At 67.7% G+C, this 19,672-nt stretch carries 17 protein-coding genes and 1 tRNA gene; 10 read left to right on the top strand and 8 right to left on the bottom strand.

Annotation, left to right across the window (positions count from 1 at the left end):
• Window positions 1-11 precede the first annotated feature (11 nt).
• Window positions 12-1,700, top strand: a complete 1,689-nt coding sequence (locus C441_RS00415) for a YcaO-like family protein (protein WP_007273281.1) — start codon at window positions 12-14, stop codon at window positions 1,698-1,700.
• 239 nt (window positions 1,701-1,939) lie between these two features.
• On the opposite strand, the gene C441_RS00410 is transcribed toward C441_RS00415, so the two are convergent.
• The 3 genes from C441_RS00410 to C441_RS00400 form a co-directional block, all read right to left on the bottom strand.
• The gene (locus C441_RS00410; protein ID WP_007273280.1) at window positions 1,940-3,058 is read right to left on the bottom strand and encodes a DUF63 family protein; all 1,119 of its coding nucleotides are present in this window, start codon (window positions 3,056-3,058) and stop codon (window positions 1,940-1,942) included.
• A 118-nt stretch (window positions 3,059-3,176) separates the two neighbouring features.
• Window positions 3,177-3,647, bottom strand: a complete 471-nt coding sequence (locus C441_RS00405) for an Lrp/AsnC family transcriptional regulator (RefSeq protein ID WP_004044674.1) — start codon at window positions 3,645-3,647, stop codon at window positions 3,177-3,179.
• Between the two features lie 96 nt (window positions 3,648-3,743).
• Window positions 3,744-4,541, bottom strand: a complete 798-nt coding sequence (locus C441_RS00400) for an inositol monophosphatase family protein (protein ID WP_007273279.1) — start codon at window positions 4,539-4,541, stop codon at window positions 3,744-3,746.
• 91 nt (window positions 4,542-4,632) lie between these two features.
• On the opposite strand from C441_RS00400, the gene C441_RS00395 reads away from it, so the two are divergent.
• Window positions 4,633-4,902, top strand: coding sequence for a hypothetical protein (locus tag C441_RS00395; RefSeq protein WP_007273278.1), 270 nt, complete (start codon window positions 4,633-4,635; stop codon window positions 4,900-4,902).
• A gap of 814 nt (window positions 4,903-5,716) precedes the next feature.
• Here C441_RS00395 and C441_RS00390 read toward each other — a convergent pair.
• Both C441_RS00390 and C441_RS00385 read right to left on the bottom strand, forming a co-directional pair.
• A tRNA-Leu gene (locus C441_RS00390) sits at window positions 5,717-5,800 on the bottom strand.
• Between the two features lie 161 nt (window positions 5,801-5,961).
• Window positions 5,962-6,150 carry a hypothetical protein gene (locus C441_RS00385; RefSeq protein WP_007273277.1) on the bottom strand — a complete coding sequence of 63 codons (189 nt, stop codon included), beginning with the start codon at window positions 6,148-6,150 and terminating at the stop codon, window positions 5,962-5,964.
• 89 nt (window positions 6,151-6,239) lie between these two features.
• Here C441_RS00385 and C441_RS00380 point away from each other — a divergent pair, with 89 nt between their 5' ends.
• Window positions 6,240-6,725 carry a DUF309 domain-containing protein gene (locus tag C441_RS00380; protein ID WP_007273276.1) on the top strand — a complete coding sequence of 162 codons (486 nt, stop codon included), beginning with the start codon at window positions 6,240-6,242 and terminating at the stop codon, window positions 6,723-6,725.
• A gap of 120 nt (window positions 6,726-6,845) precedes the next feature.
• Entirely contained in the window at window positions 6,846-7,712 is an 867-nt protein-coding gene (locus C441_RS00375; RefSeq protein WP_007273275.1) for a succinylglutamate desuccinylase/aspartoacylase domain-containing protein, read from the top strand.
• A gap of 90 nt (window positions 7,713-7,802) precedes the next feature.
• Here C441_RS00375 and C441_RS00370 read toward each other — a convergent pair whose 3' ends face one another.
• Window positions 7,803-8,252, bottom strand: coding sequence for a UPF0179 family protein (locus C441_RS00370; protein ID WP_007273274.1), 450 nt, complete (start codon window positions 8,250-8,252; stop codon window positions 7,803-7,805).
• A 24-nt stretch (window positions 8,253-8,276) separates the two neighbouring features.
• A complete protein-coding gene (locus C441_RS00365) occupies window positions 8,277-8,657 on the bottom strand; it encodes a DUF5820 family protein (RefSeq protein ID WP_007273273.1) in 381 nt (126 codons plus the stop codon).
• A 580-nt stretch (window positions 8,658-9,237) separates the two neighbouring features.
• On the opposite strand from C441_RS00365, the gene C441_RS00360 reads away from it, so the two are divergent.
• The 6 genes from C441_RS00360 (at window position 9,238) to C441_RS00335 (ending at window position 19,064) form a co-directional block, all read left to right on the top strand.
• Window positions 9,238-11,310, top strand: coding sequence for a PrkA family serine protein kinase (locus C441_RS00360; RefSeq protein WP_007273272.1), 2,073 nt, complete (start codon window positions 9,238-9,240; stop codon window positions 11,308-11,310).
• Window positions 11,311-11,312: 2 nt separating this feature from the next.
• On the top strand, window positions 11,313-13,586 hold the full coding sequence (locus tag C441_RS00355; RefSeq protein WP_049920347.1) for a PrkA family serine protein kinase: 2,274 nt from the start codon (window positions 11,313-11,315) through the stop codon (window positions 13,584-13,586).
• A complete protein-coding gene (locus C441_RS00350; RefSeq protein WP_007273270.1) occupies window positions 13,577-14,896 on the top strand; it encodes a YeaH/YhbH family protein in 1,320 nt (439 codons plus the stop codon). Before C441_RS00355 ends, C441_RS00350 begins: the two co-directional genes overlap by 10 nt.
• On the top strand, window positions 14,893-16,902 hold the full coding sequence (locus C441_RS00345; RefSeq protein WP_007273269.1) for a SpoVR family protein: 2,010 nt from the start codon (window positions 14,893-14,895) through the stop codon (window positions 16,900-16,902). The genes C441_RS00350 and C441_RS00345 overlap by 4 nt, the downstream gene beginning before the upstream one ends.
• An 8-nt stretch (window positions 16,903-16,910) precedes the next feature.
• Complete coding sequence (locus C441_RS00340; RefSeq protein WP_007273268.1) at window positions 16,911-17,450, top strand: DUF7344 domain-containing protein; 540 nt, start codon at window positions 16,911-16,913, stop codon at window positions 17,448-17,450.
• 90 nt (window positions 17,451-17,540) lie between these two features.
• Complete coding sequence (locus C441_RS00335) at window positions 17,541-19,064, top strand: DASH family cryptochrome (RefSeq protein WP_007273267.1); 1,524 nt, start codon at window positions 17,541-17,543, stop codon at window positions 19,062-19,064.
• 37 nt (window positions 19,065-19,101) lie between these two features.
• Here C441_RS00335 and C441_RS00330 read toward each other — a convergent pair whose 3' ends face one another.
• The gene (locus tag C441_RS00330) at window positions 19,102-19,536 is read right to left on the bottom strand and encodes a disulfide bond formation protein B (protein ID WP_004969325.1); all 435 of its coding nucleotides are present in this window, start codon (window positions 19,534-19,536) and stop codon (window positions 19,102-19,104) included.
• Window positions 19,537-19,672 lie beyond the last annotated feature (136 nt).

Raw genomic sequence — 19,672 nt, 5'->3', positions numbered from 1 at the left:
TCGTCGCGCGCATGGATATCGGACTCGTCGGGAGCGGTCCCGCCGCCGAGTCGATTCGCGCGGCGTGCGCCGACATCGACGCGACGGTCGCGGAGACGGCCCCCGACTCGCTCGGTTCGTTCGACCTCGGCTTCGTCGTCGCCGCGGCCGGAAGCGACGCCTTCGACGCGGCCGACGAAGCCGCCTCGCGCTGGCTCGCGGTCGAAATCGGCGGCGTCGGCGGTCACGCCGTGGCCGACCTCGACGCGGCTGTCTCGGCGTTCGACCCCGGGAGCGCCGACTTCGCGGACCTCCAGGCGCGCGTCGCGTCCACCACGGAGTCGGGCGGCCGGCCCGGGGGCGACCGCGCGGCCGTTCGACTCGCCGGCGCTATCGCCGGACGACGGGGTATCGCGCTCCTCGCGGGCGACGACGTGGCCGGGACCGTCGTCGAAGTCCCGGGTCCCGAGCGGTCGGTTCTCCCGACGCCGTCGCCGACGGAGCGAGACCGGACCCTCGACCGCGACTTCCGCGCCGTCGAGTTAGACGACGCGCTCGCGCGGGCCGAGTCGGCCGTGGACGACCGGGTCGGCATCGTCACGCAGGTCGGCGAGCGCGAGTCGTTCCCGCTTCCGTACTACGTCGCGCAGACGGCGGACACGACGGTGTACGCCGACACTCGGGCGGCCGAACTCGCCGGCGGCGCGGCCGCCGGCTGGGACGAGGCCTACATGAAGGCGCTCGGCGAGGCGCTGGAACGCTACTCGGCGGGCGTCTACCGAACCAGCGAGTTCGCCGTCGCGCCCGCGGCGTCCCGACCGGCCGCGGTGCCGCCGAGTCGCTTCGTCAGGCCCGACTCGTTCCGCGACCCCGACCCCGAAGAGCCGATTCAGTGGGTCGAAGGCGAGGACCTCGCCACCGGGGCGACCGTCTCGCTCCCGGCGGAGTTCGTCCACTACCCGCCGCCGTCGGAGCGGCACAAGCCGTCGATTACGACCGGCCTCGGTCTCGGCAACTCCGGGACCGAGGCGGTTCTCTCGGGGCTGTACGAGGTCGTCGAGCGCGACGCGACGATGCTCGCGTGGTACTCGACGTTCGACCCGCTCGGACTGGACGTGACCGACGAGACGTTCGAGACGCTGGCGGCCCGCGCCCGTTCCGAGTCCTTGGAAGTGACTGCGCTCCTCGTGACGCAGGACGTGGACGTGCCCGTCGTGGCGGTGGCGGTCCACCGCGACGGCGAGTGGCCGGAGTTCGCCATGGGCTCCGGCGCGGCCCTCGACGCGAACCGCGCCGCTCGCTCCGCGCTGGCCGAGGCGCTTCAGAACTGGACCGAACTGCGCGCCATGGGACCGGAGCAGGCCGCGACGCAGGGCGGCGCGATTGCGACTTACGCCGACTTCCCGAAGCCCGCACAGACGTTCGTCTCGCCGGACGCAACCATCCCCGCGGACTCGGTTGGCCCCGACGAGGTTCCGGCGGGCGCGGCCGAACTCGACGCAGTCGTCTCGGCGGTCGCCGACGCCGGCCTCGACGCCTACGCGGCGCGGACCACGCCGCGCGACGTGGAGCGCCTCGGATTCGAGGCGGTCCGCGTGCTCGTTCCGGCGGCGCAACCGCTGTTTATCGGCGAGCCGTACTTCGCCGACCGCGCCGAGTCGGTGCCGCGTGACCTCGGCTTCGAGCCGCGACTGGACCGCGAGTTCCACCCGTTCCCGTAGCTGGCGGGTCACGGGATTCGTGGGCTTCGTGGCTGACAGCCGGCACGGGCGGCCGCGTGGCAGGCGGGCCGAATCGGGTCCGCGCGGCGGTGTGCCGGACACCCGCGAGTCGCCGCGCGGCCTGCGTCACAGAATAGCGGCGGTGGCCGCGGCTCGGTACTTGAAGCTTCGTCGGGAGAGAAGCGATACGCGATAGGGTTGGAGAGCGAGAGAGCGAGAAAACGGAAGAAACGGGCCGATTAGACGCCGAACGTCGCGCGGAGCATGTCGCGGCTCCCCGGTCCGAGCCCGACCGCGAGGACGGCGATGAGAAGCAGAATCGCGTAGCGCGGGCTGTCCTCGAATATCTGCTCGTCGAACACCCAGACGACGGCCGTCGCGGCCACGAGCTTGACGAGCAGGAACGGCCACGCGTCGCCCGTGACCGCGAGCACCGACGCGGGGAGCGTGGAGGCAGTGAAATCGACGACCGCCTGATTCACCGGGTGCTTCGGGACGAGGTTGTTCCCCGCGCCGAGCGCGGTCATCCAGTCGAGGCCGATGACGTTCGCCACGCCGTCGACGGCGTGGCCCCAGATGACGACGAGACCGATGTAGCCGGTCCCCTCGTTGATTTCGGGGGCAAAGCGCTCGACGAGCCACCACGTCGCGGCGGCGGTGAGCGTCGCGCCGACGAGGATGACGACGAGCACCTGCGGGTAGAACGTCGCGCCCTGCGCGCCGGTGAGGCCGGCCCACAGGAGATAGCCGAGGGTGACCGCGAGCACCGCGAGGCCGGCTCCGAACAGCGGTTTCACGTAGTCGTCGACGAGGCCCCGACGCTCGGCGAGGACGCTCCCGACGACGGCGACGAGCGTGATTGCGAAGACGGTCACGTAGATGACCGGGCTGATGACGAGCGTGTTCAGCGGGTAGGTGATGAGCGCGTCGGCGACGCCGGGGGCGTCGTTGGCGTCCTCGACCACGCGGAACGCGCCGCCGAACAGCATGAACGGAAAGAGGGCGTAGAAGAACCGCGGGCTCTCGCCGATGTCGAGGCGGCGGAGGAGGAACACGACGCCCGAGAGGGCGATGACGAGCGTGACCATGTACCCGACCTCGGAGACGAGGGTATAACCGGGGTACGCGACGGGTTCGGCCGCGGCGGCGCAGGCCGACGCCGTATCGAGGTACTGCGTGACGCCGCCCGCCCGAACCGCGCAGACGGCCGAGTTCGCGTCGGCTTGGACGGGGCCCCAGAAGTAGTGCCAGATGAAACCGTCGTAGACGACGCGAGGGAACGCGAGCGACCCGCCGACGAGGGCGACGAGGATGGCCGCGACGCCGAGCCCCCAGAGGCGCTCGGGGTCGAGACCCATTCGCTCTGCTACCGTTGCCATAGCCGATACCCCGACGGCGGGCCTGTTGAGGGTTCCGGTCTCTCGCACGCTTCGCGCAGGTCTCGGCGCGGCGACTCAGTTCCGCGACGGGCGGGGGTCAGTCCTCGTCGTCCGGCTCGCGAATCGGCAACACCGGGTCGTCGTACTCGGTCCCGAGGATGACCATCGTCTGGGACCGCGAGAAGCCGTCGAGCTCGGCGATATGGTCGAACATGAGCTCGCGCAGGGCGTCGGTGTCCTCGGCGTACACCCGGAGCATCACGTCCCACTCGCCGGTGGTGAGGTTGATCTCTTGGACGCCGTCGATGTCGCGGAGCTGTTGGAGCGCCTCCTTCTCGCGGCCCTGCTTGACTCGGAACCCGACCAGCGCGGAGGTCCCCAGCCCGACCTGCCGCGGGTCGACGTGGGCGTGGTACCCCTCGATGACGCCGGCGTCCTCCATCCGACCGACCCGGTCGTGAACCGTCGCGCTCGACATGTCGATTCTGCGGGCGATTTCGCTGAACGGGGTCCGCGCGTCCTCCATCAGAATCCGGAGAATCGCCCGGTCCGTCGCGTCGAGGTCCATGCTATCCCTTCTGATGGGGGGTGACTTCGCACTTGCGGATGGGGATTCGGGTCGTCGACTGCCGTCGGAGGCCACTCACCTCCCGGCCCGTCGGTGTTACCGGCCGTCGATTTCCCGCGCCGCTTCGAGCACCGCGTCGTGGACGCGCCCGTTCGAGGCGACCAGTCCCTCAGAGTCGTGTCGCCACTCGTCCCCGTCGAGGTCGGTGACCGTACCCCCGGCCATCCGAACGAGGTGCGCGCCGGCGACCGAGTCCCACGGGTTCGCCCGCTTGTTGGTGATAACGCCGTCGAGCGAACCGTCGGCGACGTACGAGAGCACGACCTGCATGCTCCCGTAGCGCCGCAGGTCGCCGAAGCGCGTGACGATGGCGCGGGTCGCCGCCGCGTACTCGTCGCGGGCGTCGTAGTCCCACCAGAACGTCGGACAGACCGTACACGTCTCGGGGTCGTCGCGCTGGCTCACCGAAATCTCCTCGCCGTTTCGGTAGGCCGTCTCGTCGTCGGCCGCGTAGCAGTCGTCGAGCGCGGGCAGGTAGTTGGCCGCCGCGATCGGCTCCCCGTCGCGGACGGCGGCGACCGCGGTCGCCCAGACCGGCACGTTGCGCACGAAGTTGTTCGTGCCGTCGATGGGGTCGACGACCCACGCCGGCCCCGACTCGGGAACCGACTTGAGTTCGTCTTCTTCCTCGCCGACGATGGGGTCGTCGGGGAACGCACCGCGGATTCGGTCGACGACGCGGCGCTGGGCGTCTCTGTCGGCCTGCGTGACCACGTCCGTCTTCCCGCTTTTCGTCTCGACGGCGACGCCGGTTCTGAAGGCGCGCCGCGCGACCGCGCCGCCGTCTCGGGCCGCGCGCTGTGCCCGGTCCGCTCGGGCGTCGAGTTCGTTCATGGGCGTGGCAGGACCGGCAGGTGCCTATATCCACCGACCCGACGGCGGCGCGGCCCGGTGGCTTATGTCGATGGGCGGTTTACCTCGTGGCGTGTCAGACGCTATCGACCTCCCGGCGCGGCTCCGCGAGTCGCTCGCGGCGTCCTTCGACGACGCCAGAGCGGCGGTCAGAGCCGGCGACGCCGAGACCGCGTTGGAGCACGTCGAGACGGCGTCTCGCGTGGTCGGCCACAAGGTGCCGCCGAGTCCGCTCAAGGAGAAACTGAAACACGGCGTGGCGGCCGTCGAGCGGACCGCGGCCGACGAACCGCTCGTCGCCTCGGAGTATCTGCGACTGATGAGTCAGTTGGTTCGGCCGTAACGTCGTCGCCGACGCGCCACCGACTCGACGGGTCGTGAACTGCGCGCCCCCGCGAGGCGGACCACTCGCTCGAAGGGCAGATAACGGAAAAGCCAGAATCCGCAATTAGAACCCGGACGGAAGACGTTTTCCACAACCCTCACGACCGTTTTCGGCTTGCGCCGAGTTCCCGAACTCCGATTCCTCGTGGTCCGGTACTTGGTCTTCCTGCCACTCGCTCGCAGAGCGGTTACGGGGCTGTTTCGGTTCCTCTTCGGCACTTTGACCTCGTCTTCCTGTTACGAAAGACTCGGTGTTCGTGTCGATTCCATTCCTCCGCACCTTGCGATGCGTACCGTCGTCGACGCCTTTCACGTCGTCCGAGGGATTCGGTTTGGTCATCCGGTGCGTCCTTGCGCTTCCGGCAACACTACAGTAGGCCCGATAACATAATGAATGTTTCTGATATATTTTGGACAGTCAGAGAACACTGATAGTCAGTTCGGCCGACAGCCTAGTCGAAGTCGTCGTCGAATGTCGTCCTCGGTCGGCTCCCCTCCGGCCCTTTTCACCGGAAACGTGGTCTGTTCATGATGAATCGTTCGGGATGCCGCTGGAGACGCGTGGCGTCGCTGTCGCGGCGGCGTGGCCGAGAAGCTCACGGGAGTAGAAACGACGGCGTCGGCGGTCGATCGGTCGGTTTATATTGGCACGGCGGTCCTCCTCGGCGTCCGTATGCTCACCTGTGGAGGAGGTCCACCACGGTCGCTTCCGCTCCCCGATTCGAATCCCGCAGGGCGTACTCGCCGCTCATCGCGTCGTGTTTCGGCAGAAGTGCGAGGGGAGGGATTTGAACCCACGGACCCCTACGGGAGCGGATCTTGAGTCCGCCGCTTTTTCCTGACTTAGCTACCCTCGCGCGTACTCAAGTACGACAGGGGGACCGCTAAAACGTTGCGAAACGTCAGACGAGGCCGCCGAGCCGCTCGACGACGAGGAGACCGACAACGGCGACGCCGCAGACGAGGCGAACACGGCCCCCGGTCCGGTCGGCCGGACCGGGGCGAGCGGGTCCGGAGACTACTCCGGTCGCCACTCGCAGGACGCTCCGGTCGCGAGCCCCGCCGCGTCGATGTGCGACGAGAGGCACGCGTAGTTGCAGAACGCGCCCGCCGGCACGCGCTCGCCGGCGTCGAGTTCCTCCACGAAGACGGGGTCGTGACGCCGAACGTCGCTCCCGCAGTAGGTGCAGTCTATCGCGTCCGTCACGTCCGACCGTTGTCGCGCCAGCAGGAAAAAACCGCGCGACCGATTGCGCCACCGATGGAGTTACCGGCCTCCCGGTCGCCCTGACTCACATGGACGAACACACCCGCGACCCGAGCGTCGCCCCGCCGCTCGGCAACCCGTCGGGGTGGGACGACGACCTGCGGACGTGGGAGCACGCGACGCTCCGGCGGGCGGTCGAACACGGCGTCCGCCTGTTCAACTCCGGCGACTTCCACGAGAGCCACGACTGCTTCGAAGACGAGTGGTACAACTACGGCGCGGGGACCGCCGAAAGCGCCTTCCTCCACGGGATGGTGCAGGTCGCCGCCGGCGCGTACAAGCACTTCGACTTCGAGAACGACGCGGGGATGCGGTCGCTGTTCGAGACGGCGCTGGAGTACATCCGCGGCGTCCCGAGCGACTTCTACGGCGTCGACGTGGACGACGTGCGCGCGACCCTCCGGGCGGCGCTGGACGACCCGACGGCGCTCCACGGCTGGCAGATCGCCCTCGACGGACACCGCGCGACCGCCTATCCCGCCGACTACGAGTACGCCGAGGAACTCGACCACTGACCGCGTCGGACCCGGAGATGCCGCAGTTCCGAGGCGACTGTCTCGGCTGACGCGTCGGCGAAAGCGGCGCGAACCGGGAGAATCTAAAGGTCCATTAGCGTCCAGTTCTAGGAACCGGCAATGCGAATCTACGAACTCGGTGACGGCACGCCGGAAGTGTCGGTCGTCGGGTCCATCCACGGCGACGAGCCCTGTGGTGCTCGCGCCATCGAGCGATTCGTCGCGGAGGAACCCGACGTCGAGCGGCCGGTGAAGCTCATCGTCGCCAACGAGGAGGCGCTGGCGGCGGACGAGCGCTACCTCGACGACGACCTCAACCGGGCGTTCCCCGGCGACCCAAACGCCGAGAGCCACGAGCGACGCCTCGCCCACGACCTCGGCCGCGAGGTCCGCGGCACCACGGCCTTCTCGATTCACTCCACCCAGTCGTACGCCGAGCCGTTCGCCATCGTGGACACGGTCGACGCCATCTCCCGGTCGATTCTCCCTCGCCTCCCGGTCGACGTGGCCGTCGAGACGAACCACTTCGCGGAGGGCCGCCTCATCGAACACGCCCACACCATCGAGGTCGAAGCCGGCCTCCAGAAGTCCGACGAGGCCGCCGACAACGCCTACTGGCTCATCCGGGCGTTCCTCACCGCGACCAACGCCCTCCCCGCGCCCGCGATTGCGAGCGACGGGGGGAAAGACGGCGGCGCACCCGACGAAACCGCGTCGCAGACCGAAGACGACCGGCTGAAACTCGGCATCCCCGAGGAGCACAGCCTCGACGTGTTCCGCCTGCTCGAACGGCTTCCCAAGCCGCCGGCCGACCAGTACGAGGTCCACGCGACCAACTTCGAACCCGTCTCGGCGGGCGAGACGTTCGCCCGCGCCGACGCCGAGCAGTTCGTCGCCGACCGCGACTTCTACCCCATTCTCCTTTCGGCGTACGGCTACGCGGACATCTTCGGCTACGCCGGCGAGAAGGTCGGCACGCTCCCGTAGTCGGTCGGCTCTCTCGGTTCTCCCGTCTGTTCGTCGCCCTCCCCGAGGATTCGAGTCACCGCGTCGGCGACCGAGAACCGCAGAAAAGCCCTATTCGTCGGCGGGTTCGAACTCGACGAGCGTCAGGTTCCGGTCGAGGTGGCAGTGGTCGTGCGGGGGGTCGCCCAGTACGTCGTGGATGCGGTACTCCTGGTCGAACTCCGCCCCCTCGGGGACGCAGTACTCGTGGCTCGGGCACTCGGTGTGCGGGCAGGGACCCTGCAGGCTGGCCTTGCTCCCGGCGTACGCGCCCTTCGAGGGGACGTTCGCCGTGACCGGGGCCGGCTCGACCTCGACCGCGCGGACGCCCTCGTCGTGGACGGCGCAGTCGAGAACCTGCGTGTTCTCGCGCACGTCGAGGACCCGATAGCGGACGCCCTCGGTGAGGTTGAGACACTGGCGGCGGTACGGACAGCCCTCGCAGGCGCTCGATTCGCCGCGGTAGACGAACTCGGTGCCGGGGTCGGTCAGGCGGGCACCGACGAGAGTGACGGAGGTCATAGCGGTGGTTCTCCTGCGAGGTGGTTAAGGCTCCCGCCCGGTCAGCTCGTCGAGCTTCGCGAAGTAGTCCTCGCGGGGGACCTGGTAGGCGCTCCGGTAGTCTATCTCGCCGTCGGAAAACCGCCCGGCGATGTCGGTCGCCCCCTCGACGGCCGCCTCGCGGGAGTCGAACGCCTCGACGACGACCTCGATTTCGGGTTCGAGATAGAGCACCGCGTGCCACGTCTCGGTGCGTATCTGCGTCGCGCCCGGACGGTTCGCCCGCGACCCGTTCCAGACGAAGACGGTCGGCATGCACTCGGCGGGGAAGGCGCTCTCGTTGAACACGTCGGGGCGATACGCGAGGATGCGCCGCCCCTCGGGTTCGTCGTTCCAGAGCGTCCACCCGTCGGGCAGGTCGGTCATGGGCGTGCTAGTCCGCCGCGCGTCCTAAGCCTTCCCGCTTCCGCCGCGCCCGCCGGTCGCGCCCTCGCGTCGCGCTCGCGCGTCGCCGCGACGGCGGCTCGACAGCGGCTTGACGCCGACTCGACGGCGTGGTTCACCCCTCAAACGTGACCGGACGGAGACGACATGAATCCCAGCCGACGAGATTAACGAGACCGCCAACGGACTGAATCGCCGATTAAATCGACACACGTCGGTCAGTCGAAGGGTCACCCGATGTGGTACGTATCTGGATTGGTTGGCGTTCGAGACAATCAGTTGACTACTTTCACAGAAAGCGTTATATGTTAACGTCTCTCATTGATTGGTAGTCTCGGTCCCCGGGCCGAGCGAGCCGTCACGCATCGTCCGCAAATCGCCGATTCTGTCGCCCGTCGCCGACCCGTCGTGAGCGCGTAGCGGCGGCGACGCACTTCGATTCACCGCCCGCGGTCTGTCGCCGCGGGTCCGTGGCTCTGGGTGTGTCGTCTGCGACCCGCGAACGCGGGCGCGTCGCCCTCGGTCGTCTCCGGACGGCTGGTCCGACGAGGCTCCACGAACAATGACCGGCGAAATTGAAACACTCGCAGACCTGAGCAAGCACTACAAAGACTCCGTGCCCGCGGACCTCCGCGAGGCCAAGAGCTTCGAGTGGTACTTGGAAGAGGTCTACGCTCACCCAAAGATCGCTCGCAACGCCCACCAGCGCGTGGCGGACATGTTCGACTTCTACGGCACCCGTTACGACGAGGACGCGGGCGTCGTGGAGTACCTCATGGCCTCCGAAGACCCCCTTCATGACGGAGAGAACGTCTTCTACGGCCGCGAAGTGCACGAGTCGATACACGAGTTCGTCAACAAGGTGAAATCGGGGGCCCGCGGCCTCGGCCCCGAAAAGCGCATCAAACTCCTCTTGGGCCCCGTCGGCTCCGGGAAGTCGCACTTCGACTGGATTGCCCGCCGCTACTTCGAGGACTACACCATGTCCGACGAGGGGCGGATGTACACCTTCCGGTGGACGAACATCGGCGACGTCATCCGCGACCAGGACCCGTCCGACGACGTGGTCCAGTCGCCGATGAATCAGGACCCGCTCGTGTTGCTCCCGCAGGAACAGCGCGACGTGGTCATCGAGCAGTTGAACGAGAACCTCGACGCGCCCTACACCATCCGGAACGACCAGGCGTTAGACCCCGCCTCGGAGTTCTACATGGACCGACTGCTCGCCCACTACGACGACGACTTGGAGGAGGTCGTCGAGAACCACATCGAAATCGTCCGGCTCGTCGCCTCCGAGAACAAACGCCAGTGCATCGAGACGTTCGAGCCGAAGGACAAGAAGAACCAAGACGAGACCGAACTCACCGGCGACGTCAACTACTCGAAACTCGCGGTGTACGGCGAGTCCGACCCCCGGGCGTTCGACTACGCCGGCGCGTTCTGTAACGCGAACCGCGGCATCTTCTCCGGCGAGGAACTGCTGAAGCTCCAGCGGGAGTTCCTCTACGACTTCCTGCACGCCTCGCAGGAACAGACCATCAAGCCGAAGAACAACCCCCGAATCGACATCGACCAGGTCATCGTCGGGCGGACGAACATGCCCGAGTACCGCGAGAAGAAAGGCGACGAGAAGATGGAGGCGTTCAACGACCGGACCAAGCGCATCGACTTCCCGTACGTCCTCGAATACGAACAGGAGGCCGAAATCTACCGGAAGATGCTCCGGAACGCCGACGTGCCAGACATCCACGTCGAGCCGCACACCCTGGAGATGTCCGGGCTGTTCGGCGTCCTGACGCGCATCGTCGAACCCGACTCCGACACCATCTCGCTCGTTCAGAAGGCGAAGGCCTACAACGGCGAGCTGGACGACGGCGACGACGTGGACGTGCGCAAACTCCGCGAGGAGGGCGAGAAGAAAGCCGACATCGCCGAGGGGATGGACGGCGTTTCCGCCCGGTTCATCGGCGACGAAATCGCCGAGGCCATCATGGACGCGACCCACCGCGGTCGGGGCTACCTCTCGCCGCTGTCCTCGTTCACCCACCTCGAAGAGAACCTCGAAAACCACGGGTCGATTCCCGAGGAGAACCTCGAACGCTACCACCGCTACCTCGAGATGGTCCGCGAGGAGTACAAAGAGCGCGCCATCGAGGACGTGCGCCACGCCCTCGCCTACGACATCGACGAGATTCGCCGGCAGGGCGAGAAGTACATGGACCACGTCATGGCCTACATCGACGACGCGACGGTCGAAGACGAACTGACGGGCCGCGACCAAGAGCCCGACGAGAAGTTCCTCCGCGCGGTCGAAGAGAAGCTCAACATCCCCGAGGACCGCAAGGACGACTTCCGACAGGAGGTCTCCAACTGGGTCTCCCGGCGCGCCCGCGAGGGGACGTCGTTCAACCCGCAGGACAACGACCGCCTCCGCCGCGCCCTCGAACGCAAGCTCTGGGAGGACAAGAAGCACAACATCAACTTCTCGGCGCTCGTGAGCGCGAACGAACTGGACGACGACGAGCGCAACGCGTGGATCGACGCGCTCGTCGACCAGGGCTACTCGCGCGACGGCGCACGGGAGGTGCTCGAGTTCGCCGGTGCGGAGGTGGCGAAGGCCGAACTCGAAGGGTGACCATGCGAGACTACATCCGCGAGGCGGACGAGGCGCTCCGCGGCACCTACGAGGAGCCGATGAGCCTCGGCGAGTACGTCGACGCCGCGTTCGAGTCGCCGTCTATCGCCTCCCACGCGTCGAAGTACCTCTTGGAGGCCATCGAGTCGATGGGGACCCGACAGGTGGTCGAACAGGGCGAGGAAAAACAGCGCTACCGCTTTTTCGACGACCCCGCCAACGACGGCGAGCACGCGGTCCTCGGCAACACGGAGGTGCTCAACGCCTTCGTCGACGACCTGCGGACCATCGCCGCCGACCGCGGCAAAGCCGAGAAAATCGTCTGGTTCGACGGCCCGACGGCCACGGGCAAATCCGAGTTGAAACGCTGTCTCATCAACGGGCTTCGGGAGTACTCGAAGACCGACGCGGGGCGGCGCTACACCGTCGAGTGGAACGTCGCCAACGCCGACGACACCCGCGGGCTGTCCTACGGCGGCGAGGTCGACGCCGACGACGAGGACTGGTACGAGAGCCCGGTCCAGTCGCACCCGCTTTCGGTGTTCCCCGCCGAGGTCCGCAAGCGACTGCTCGCCGACCTCAACAGCAGGAACGGCGACCACATCGCCATCGACGTGGACGAGGACCTCGACCCGTTCTGTCTGGAGGCGTACACCTACCTCGAAGAGGAGTTCCGCCGGGCGGGGAAAAGCGACCTCTTCAGCGCCGTCACGGACCCGAAACACCTCCGGGTGAAGAACTACGTCGTCGACGTCGGCCGCGGCGTCGGCGTCCTCCACTCGGAGGACGACGGCTCGCCCAAGGAGCGACTGGTCGGGTCGTGGATGCCGAGCATGCTCCGCGAGCTGAACTCCCGCGGGCGGAAGAACCCGCAGGCGTTCAGCTACGACGGCGTGCTCTCGCAGGGCAACGGCCTCCTCACCATCGTCGAGGACGCCACCCAGCACGCCGACCTGCTCCAGAAGCTCCTGAACGTCCCCGACGAGGGCCACGTCAAACTGGACAAGGGAATCGGGATGGACATCGACACCCAGCTCGTCATCATCTCGAACCCGGACCTCGACGCCGAACTCGACAAGTACGCCGACCGGAACGGCCGCGACCCGCTGAAGGCGCTCAAGCGCCGGCTCAACAAACACGAGTTCCGCTACCTGACGAACCTCTCGCTGGAGGCCGAACTCATCCGCCGCGAGCTGACGAACGAGACGAGCGTCTGGACCGACGACCCCGAGGCGATGGCCGACCGCGTCGCCGAGGCCGTCTCGCTGGACGTGCGCGAGGGGCCGGGCGAGGTCCGAACCCGCGAACTCGCCCCGCACGCGGTCGAGGCCGCGGCGCTCTACAGCGTCGTGACCCGCCTCGACGGCGACGACGTGCCGCGCGACCCGGACGTCGAGTTCGACCTCGTGGACAAGGCGCTGTTGTTCGACCGCGGCTACCTGCAGGTCGGCGACCAGCGCCACGAGGTGTCGGCGTTCGAGTTCATCGGCGACTCGGAGGGGACCCACGGGATTCCCGTGACGTTCACCCGCGACGTCATCGCCGACCTGCTTCACGACCGCATCGACCGCAGACACCCCGACCTCGACGTGTCGTCGGTGGTGATGCCGACCGACGTGCTCGACGAGATGGTCGCCGAACTCTCCGATGCGCCGGTGTTCTCGCGGGCGGAGTCCTCGGAGTACGAGGGCCGCATCGCGATGGTCAAATCGTACATCTTCGACCGGCAGGAGGCGGACGTGCTCGACGCGCTCCTCGCCGACAAGGGCGTCGAGCGCGAGACGGTCGAGGAGTACGTCGAACACGTCTACGCGTGGGCGTCCGACGGACAGATAGAGACCGAGCGCGGGCCGGTCGACCCCGACCCGCTTCTGATGAAGCTGTTCGAGACCGAGCACCTCGGGCGCTTCTCGCCGGGCGACTACGAGGGCAACGAGCCCTCCGAGTCGGTCGAGGAGTTCCGCAACGAGAAGGTCATCACCGCACTCAACCGCTACGCGTGGGAGAACCGCGACGAGGGATTCACCGTCTCCGACGTTGACCTCACCGAGATTCCGGTCATCCGGACGGTGCTCGAAACCCACGACTGGGAGGACGTGCGCCGGCTGTTCTCCGACCTCGACCCCCGCCAGTGGGACGACCCGCCGGCGAACACCGAGACGGCGCGGGTGAAAGCCCGCACCATCGACGAACTGGTCGACCGCGGCTACACCGCCGCGTCGGCCGAACTGACCAGCCGCGCCGTGATGAAGGAGGTGAGCCACACATGGGACTGAGAGACGACCTCGAACGATTCCGCGAAGTGGGCGAAGAGCGCCGCGAAGACCTCAAGGAGTTCATCTCCTACGGCGACCTCGGCGCGTCCGGGTCGAAGGACATCAAGATACCCATCAAGGTCGTGGACCTGCCGGAGTTCAAGTACGACCGCCTCGACATGGGCGGCGTCGGACAGGGCAAAGGCGGCACGCCCGACGTGGGCCAGCCGCTCGGCCAGCCGCAACCCGGCGACGGCGACGGCGAAGACGGCGAACCGGGCGAGGAGGGGGCCGAACACGAGTACTACGAGATGGACCCCGAGCAGTTCGCCGAGGCGTTGGACGAGGAACTCGGCCTCGAACTCGAACCGAAGGGCAAGGAGGTCGTAGAGGAGGTCGAAGGCGACTTCACCGACATCACCCGGAGCGGCCCCCACAGCACCCTCGACTTCGAGCGCCTGTTCAAGGAGGGCCTGAAGCGCAAGCTGGCGATGGACTTCGACGAGGAGTTCGTCCGCGAGGCGATGAAGGTCGAGGGTACCACCGCCCGCGAGGTGTTCGAGTGGTGCCGCGAGCAGAACATCCTCGTCTCGATGGCGTGGATAGAAGACGAGTGGGGCCGCATTCCGGACGACGAGCGCGGGACGTGGGCCTCCTTCGCGGAGATGGAGGAGAACGTCGAGCGGACGACGGCAATCCAGCGCATCCGCCGGGAGGGGCTCCGCGAGATTCCGTTCCGCCGCGAGGACGAGCGCTACCGCCACCCCGAGGTCGTAGAGAAGAAGCAGTCGAACGTCGTGGTCGTCAACATCCGCGACGTGTCGGGGTCGATGCGGGAGACGAAACGCGAACTCGTCGAGCGCACGTTCACCCCGCTCGACTGGTATCTCACGGGCAAGTACGACCACGCCGAGTTCGTCTACATCGCCCACGACGCCGAGGCGTGGGAGGTCGAACGCGACGAGTTCTTCGGCATCCGTTCGGGCGGCGGGACGCGCATCTCGTCGGCCTACGAGCTGGCCAAGGAGGTCTTGGACGAGCGTTACCCATGGCGCGAGTGGAACCGCTACGTCTTCGCCGCGGGCGACTCCGAGAACTCCTCGAACGACACGAAAGAGCGTGTCGTCCCGCTCATGCAGGAGATTGACGCGAACCTCCACGCCTACGTGGAGACCCAACCCGGCGGGACCGCAATCAACGCCACGCACGCAGAAGAGGTCGAGCGGAGCCTCGGCGAGCAGGGTAACGTCGTCGTCGCGTACGTCTCGGAGCCCGACGACGTCATCGACGCCATCTACACCATCCTCAGCACGGAGGCGACAGCAGAATGAGTTTCAGACGACACCGCAGAGACGCACAGCGCGAGGCCGCCAGACTCGACGAGCCCGTCCGGGAGGCCGGCGCGCTCGCCAAGAAGCTCGGACTCGACCCCTACCCGGTGAACTACTGGGTGGTCAACTACGACGAGATGAACCAGCTCATCGCCTACGGCGGCTTCCAAGAGCGGTATCCGCACTGGCGGTGGGGGATGACCTACGACCGCCAGCGGAAGACCGACCAGTTCGGCATGGGCAAGGCGTTCGAAATCGTCAACAACGACGACCCCGCGAACGCCTTCCTCCAGGAGTCGAACTCGCTTGCCGACCAGAAGGCCGTCATCACGCACGTCGAGGCGCACTCGGACTTCTTCAAGAACAACCAGTGGTTCGGGCTGTTCTCCGACGAGGGGCAGTTCGCCGCCGCGGCGATGCTCGAACGGCACGCCCAGACCATCGAGCGGTACGTCCAGAACCCCGAAATCAGCCGGGACGACATCGAGAAGTTCATCGACGCCGTCCTCTGTCTGGAAGACACCATCGACCAGCACCGGACCATCCGCGAGGCCGCCGCCGACGAGGACGGCCGCATCCCCGGCGACATCCGCGCCCAGCTGGAGAGCCTCGACATCTCCGAGGACGTGCGCCGCGAGGTGTTCGACGACGCGTGGCTCGAAGCGGCCGAGGAGGCCGAACGCGAGGCCGCGAAGCTCACCGACCCCCGGAAGGACGTGCTCGCGTACGTCCGCGAACACGGCATGCGGTACGACGAGGAGACGGGCAAAGCCGAGGAGATGGAGCCGTGGCAGAAGGACATCCTCGACATGCTCCGCGAGGAAGCGTACTACTTCGCCGCCCAGAAGATGACGAAGGTGATGAACGAGGGCTGGGCGGCCTACTGGGAGTCGCTCATGATGGGCGACGAGCGCTTCGCGGGCACGGACGAGTTCATCACCTACGCCGACCACCAGTCGCGCGTCCTCGGGTCGCCCGGACTCAACCCCTACAAGCTCGGCAAGGAGCTGTGGGAGTACATCGAGAACTCGACGAACCGCGCGGAGGTCGCCGACAAGCTCCTGCGCGTGAAGGGCGTCACGTGGCGCAACTTCCGCGAGACGGTCGACTTCGACGAGGTGCAGGAACTCCTCCGGGCGGACCCCGCCATCGACGGCGTCAGCGCCGACTCCCTCGACGAACTGTCCGAACTCGGCCCGGACGACCCCAGAGTCGACCACGAGACGCTCGACCGGGCGCTTTCGGGCGACGAGTCGCTCGACCTCGACGCCTACCCGTGGAAACTGCTCACTTACGAGGGGCTCGCGGAGCGACACTACTCGCTGGTCAAGTCGCAGAACCGCGGGTTCCTCAGCCGGATTCGGCGCTCCGAGCTCGAACAGCTCTCGCGGTACATGTTCGACGACGAGGTGTACGACAGCGTCGCGGAGGCCGTCGCCGACGTGGACAAGACCGCCGGCTGGGACCGCATGCGCGAGATTCGCGAGAGCCACAACGACGTGACGTTCCTCGACGCGTTCCTCTCCGAGGAGTTCGTCCGCGCGAACCACTACTTCGCCTACGAGTTCTCCCAGTCGTCGCGGCAGTTCCGCGTCTCCTCGTCGGAGTATCAGGACGTGAAAAAGAAGCTCCTGTTCCAGTTCACCAACTTCGGGAAGCCGACCATCGCGGTGTACGACGGCAACTTCGACAACCGGGGGGAACTCCTGTTGGGCCACCAGTACAACGGCGTCATCCTCGACATGAAGCAGGCCAAGGGCGTCTTGGAGCGCGTCTACCACCTCTGGGGCCGCCCGGTGAACCTGATGACCATCACGAAGGAGTTCGACGAACACGAGGTCGAAGTCGCCCGGCGACGGGGGCGCGAGCCGACGCCCGAAGAGCGGGCCATCCGGATTCGGTACGACGGCGAGTCGTTCGAGGAACACGACCTCGCCCCCGAACTGGAAGCGCGCATCGCCGCCGGCGAGGTCGACTACGACACGAAGCCCGATGACTGGCTCTGAGCGGGGCGATGGTCGACGCTGAGCCGCCGGCGGTGGACGACTCTCCGGACGACTCGCTCGACGAGGCCGACATCCACGACGTGCTCAGAAACGAGCGGCGACGGCTCGCGCTCGAACGACTGCGAGACGCGGCGGGGCCGGAGTCGGTCGGCGACCTCGCGGAGTACATCGCGGTCGCGGAGTCCGGCGAGTCGCCGCCGCCCAAGAACGTCCGGCAGAGCGTCTACATCTCGCTTCACCAGACGCACCTCCCCAAACTCGATTCGCTCCGCATCGTCGCGTACGACTCGCGGGGGAAGACCGTCTCGCTGGGCTCGGCCGCGGCGGAACTCGACCACTTCTTGGCCGACCCGGAGCCGACACAGCCGCCGCTGGCGCTCCTGTCGCTCGCGACGTGTCTCGCCGGCCTCGCGCTCCTCGTCGCCGGGTGGATGGGCGTCCCCGTCATCGGCGGCGTGGACCCGCGGCTGGTCGCCGGCCTCGCGCTCACCGCGGTCGCGGTCGTCGCCGGCGCGGAACTCGGCTTACAGACGCGAAGCCGGACGTAGGTCGGGCGGCGCGGTCGAGGGTCGTCACATTCTCTCAGCCCCGAATCCGCCGTTCGACTCAAGTCACCCCCATCCTAAGCGCCGCCGACGATGTCCGAGTCAACTTCGCTCGCGTGGTTCCGCCGCGACCTCCGCCTGCACGACAACGCGGCGCTCGCGGCCGCCTGTGACGCCGACCGCGTGGTCCCCGTCTACTGCGTGGACCCCCGCGAGTACGGCGACCGACCGTTCGGCGGTCCCGACTCCTTCGTGTTCGAGAAGACCGGCGCGCACCGCGCCCGCTTCCGCCTCGAAGCGCTGTCCGACCTGCGGGCGTCGCTCCGCGACCGCGGAAGCGACCTCCTCGTCCGCGAGGGGACGCCCGAGTCCGTCCTCCCCGAGGTGGCCACCACCGTCGACGCCGATGTCGTGACGGTCCACACGCGCCCGACGCCCGAGGAGTCGAGCGTCGAATCGGCGGTCGAATCGGCGGTCGAAACGGAGCTCCGGGACGACGGGGTCGAACTCCGGCGCTTCTGGGGGCACACGCTCACCCACGTCGACGACCTCCCGATGGCGCTGTCGGCGCTCCCGGACACGTACACGACGTTTCGGAAGGCGGTCGAGTCGGCCGCCGAAGACGCCGACGCAGACGCGGAGACTGGGCCGGGAAGCGCGCGCGGCGGCGACCCCGCCGGCGGCGACCCGCTTTCCGAACCGACCGTCCCGCCGCTCCCCCGAGACGCGCCCGACGCGGGCGACCTTCCCGCGGTCTCGGACCTCGCCGGGAACTCGGACGCCGAGTTCGACCCCGCACCCGACGACCGCGGCGTCCTCCCGTTCGACGGCGGCGAGACGGCCGCGCTCGACCGCGTGGAGTCGTACGTCTGGGCGGGTGACCACCTCCGCGAGTACAAGGAGACGCGGAACGGACTGCTCGGAGCCGACTACTCCTCGAAGTTCTCGCCGTGGCTGAACGAGGGCTGTCTCTCGCCGCGATACGTCAAGGCAGAGGTGGACCGCTACGAGGACCGCCGAGTCGCCAACGACTCGACGTACTGGCTCGTCTTCGAACTCCGCTGGCGCGACTTCTTCCAGTTCCAGTTCGCCAAACACGGGAGCGACTTCTTCCGCCGTGAGGGCATCCGCGAGCGGACCGACATCGACTGGCGACGCGACGACGCGCGGTTCGAGCGCTGGGCGGCGGGGGAAACGGGCATCCCCTTCGTCGACGCGAACATGCGGGAGCTGAACGCGACGGGCTACATGTCGAACCGCGGGCGACAGAACGCCGCGTCGTTCCTCGCCAACGACCTCCGACTGGACTGGCGACGCGGCGCGGCCTACTTCGAGACGCGACTGGTCGATTACGACCCCGCGTCGAACTACGGCAACTGGGCCTACATCGCGGGCGTCGGCAACGACTCGCGGGACCGCTCGTTCGACGTGCGCTGGCAGGCGAAGCGCTACGACGAGAACGCCGAGTACGTGACGACGTGGCTCCCCGAACTCGACGCGTTACCCGCCGAGTACGCCCGCGAACCGTGGAAACTGAGCGAGGACGAACAGGCGTCCTACGGCGTCGAGCTGGGTGTCGATTACCCCGAGCCGATGGTCGACCTCGACGAGAGGTAGAGAGACGGCGGCGCTCGGAGCGCGGTCCCGACCGCGGTCACGTCATCCCCCACGCGTCGTCGGCCTCGCCGCCGATTCGGGCCACGGCGACCGCGAGGACCGTCACGAGCGCGAACCCGATGAACGCGAGTCGCGGAATCGTCAGAAGCCCGCCGAGCATCGAATACTGGATGGACGTACACGGGCCGCCGACGGTGCACGTCGCGCCCGGCGCGACCTGCAGATAGGAGTGGTACCCCGAGAGCGCGAGGCCGCCGAGCGAGAGCGGCAGGACCGTCTTCCAGACGCCGGGCCGGTCTTCGACCGCGGCGACCCCGAGCACCACGACGAGCGGGTACATCAGGATGCGCTGGTACCAACAGAGGTCACAGGGCGTCAGTCCGAGGCCGAGGCTGAAGTAGAGACTCCCGCTCGTCGCGGCGAGCGCGACGAGGGTTCCCGCGGCGAGCGCGGCGCGCGTCGCGTCCGACACGCTCAGGCGCTCCCGAGGACGTTCCTCGTTCCGTTCGGTTTGGGAGCCGACCGCTGTCGCTCCCCGCGCGGTTCGCCACGGTCTCGTCGAGTCGAGTCGAGTATCATCGCTTGTTGGACGTGGAGCGACGATAGCC

The sequence above is a fragment of the Haloferax sulfurifontis ATCC BAA-897 genome, from assembly GCF_000337835.1.
Classification (GTDB): domain Archaea; phylum Halobacteriota; class Halobacteria; order Halobacteriales; family Haloferacaceae; genus Haloferax; species Haloferax denitrificans.
The sequence above is the reverse complement of the archived record's forward strand: the minus strand, read 5'-3'. Positions and strand labels throughout refer to the sequence as shown.

What these genes read in the sequence shown, in the direction of transcription:
- C441_RS00355 (WP_049920347.1), top strand. Translation starts at nt 11,313, where the DNA reads ATGCGAGACTACATCCGCGAGGCGGACGAGGCGCTCCGCGGCACCTAC.
- C441_RS00405 (WP_004044674.1), bottom strand. Translation starts at nt 3,647, where the DNA reads ATGGACCTCGACGCGACGGACCGGGCGATTCTCCGGATTCTGATGGAG.
- C441_RS00345 (WP_007273269.1), top strand. Translation starts at nt 14,893, where the DNA reads ATGAGTTTCAGACGACACCGCAGAGACGCACAGCGCGAGGCCGCCAGA.
- C441_RS00380 (WP_007273276.1), top strand. Translation starts at nt 6,240, where the DNA reads ATGGACGAACACACCCGCGACCCGAGCGTCGCCCCGCCGCTCGGCAAC.
- C441_RS00400 (WP_007273279.1), bottom strand. Translation starts at nt 4,541, where the DNA reads ATGAACGAACTCGACGCCCGAGCGGACCGGGCACAGCGCGCGGCCCGA.
- C441_RS00370 (WP_007273274.1), bottom strand. Translation starts at nt 8,252, where the DNA reads ATGACCTCCGTCACTCTCGTCGGTGCCCGCCTGACCGACCCCGGCACC.
- C441_RS00360 (WP_007273272.1), top strand. Translation starts at nt 9,238, where the DNA reads ATGACCGGCGAAATTGAAACACTCGCAGACCTGAGCAAGCACTACAAA.
- C441_RS00375 (WP_007273275.1), top strand. Translation starts at nt 6,846, where the DNA reads ATGCGAATCTACGAACTCGGTGACGGCACGCCGGAAGTGTCGGTCGTC.
- C441_RS00335 (WP_007273267.1), top strand. Translation starts at nt 17,541, where the DNA reads ATGTCCGAGTCAACTTCGCTCGCGTGGTTCCGCCGCGACCTCCGCCTG.
- C441_RS00410 (WP_007273280.1), bottom strand. Translation starts at nt 3,058, where the DNA reads ATGGGTCTCGACCCCGAGCGCCTCTGGGGGCTCGGCGTCGCGGCCATC.
- C441_RS00415 (WP_007273281.1), top strand. Translation starts at nt 12, where the DNA reads ATGGATATCGGACTCGTCGGGAGCGGTCCCGCCGCCGAGTCGATTCGC.
- C441_RS00350 (WP_007273270.1), top strand. Translation starts at nt 13,577, where the DNA reads ATGGGACTGAGAGACGACCTCGAACGATTCCGCGAAGTGGGCGAAGAG.
- C441_RS00365 (WP_007273273.1), bottom strand. Translation starts at nt 8,657, where the DNA reads ATGACCGACCTGCCCGACGGGTGGACGCTCTGGAACGACGAACCCGAG.
- C441_RS00340 (WP_007273268.1), top strand. Translation starts at nt 16,911, where the DNA reads ATGGTCGACGCTGAGCCGCCGGCGGTGGACGACTCTCCGGACGACTCG.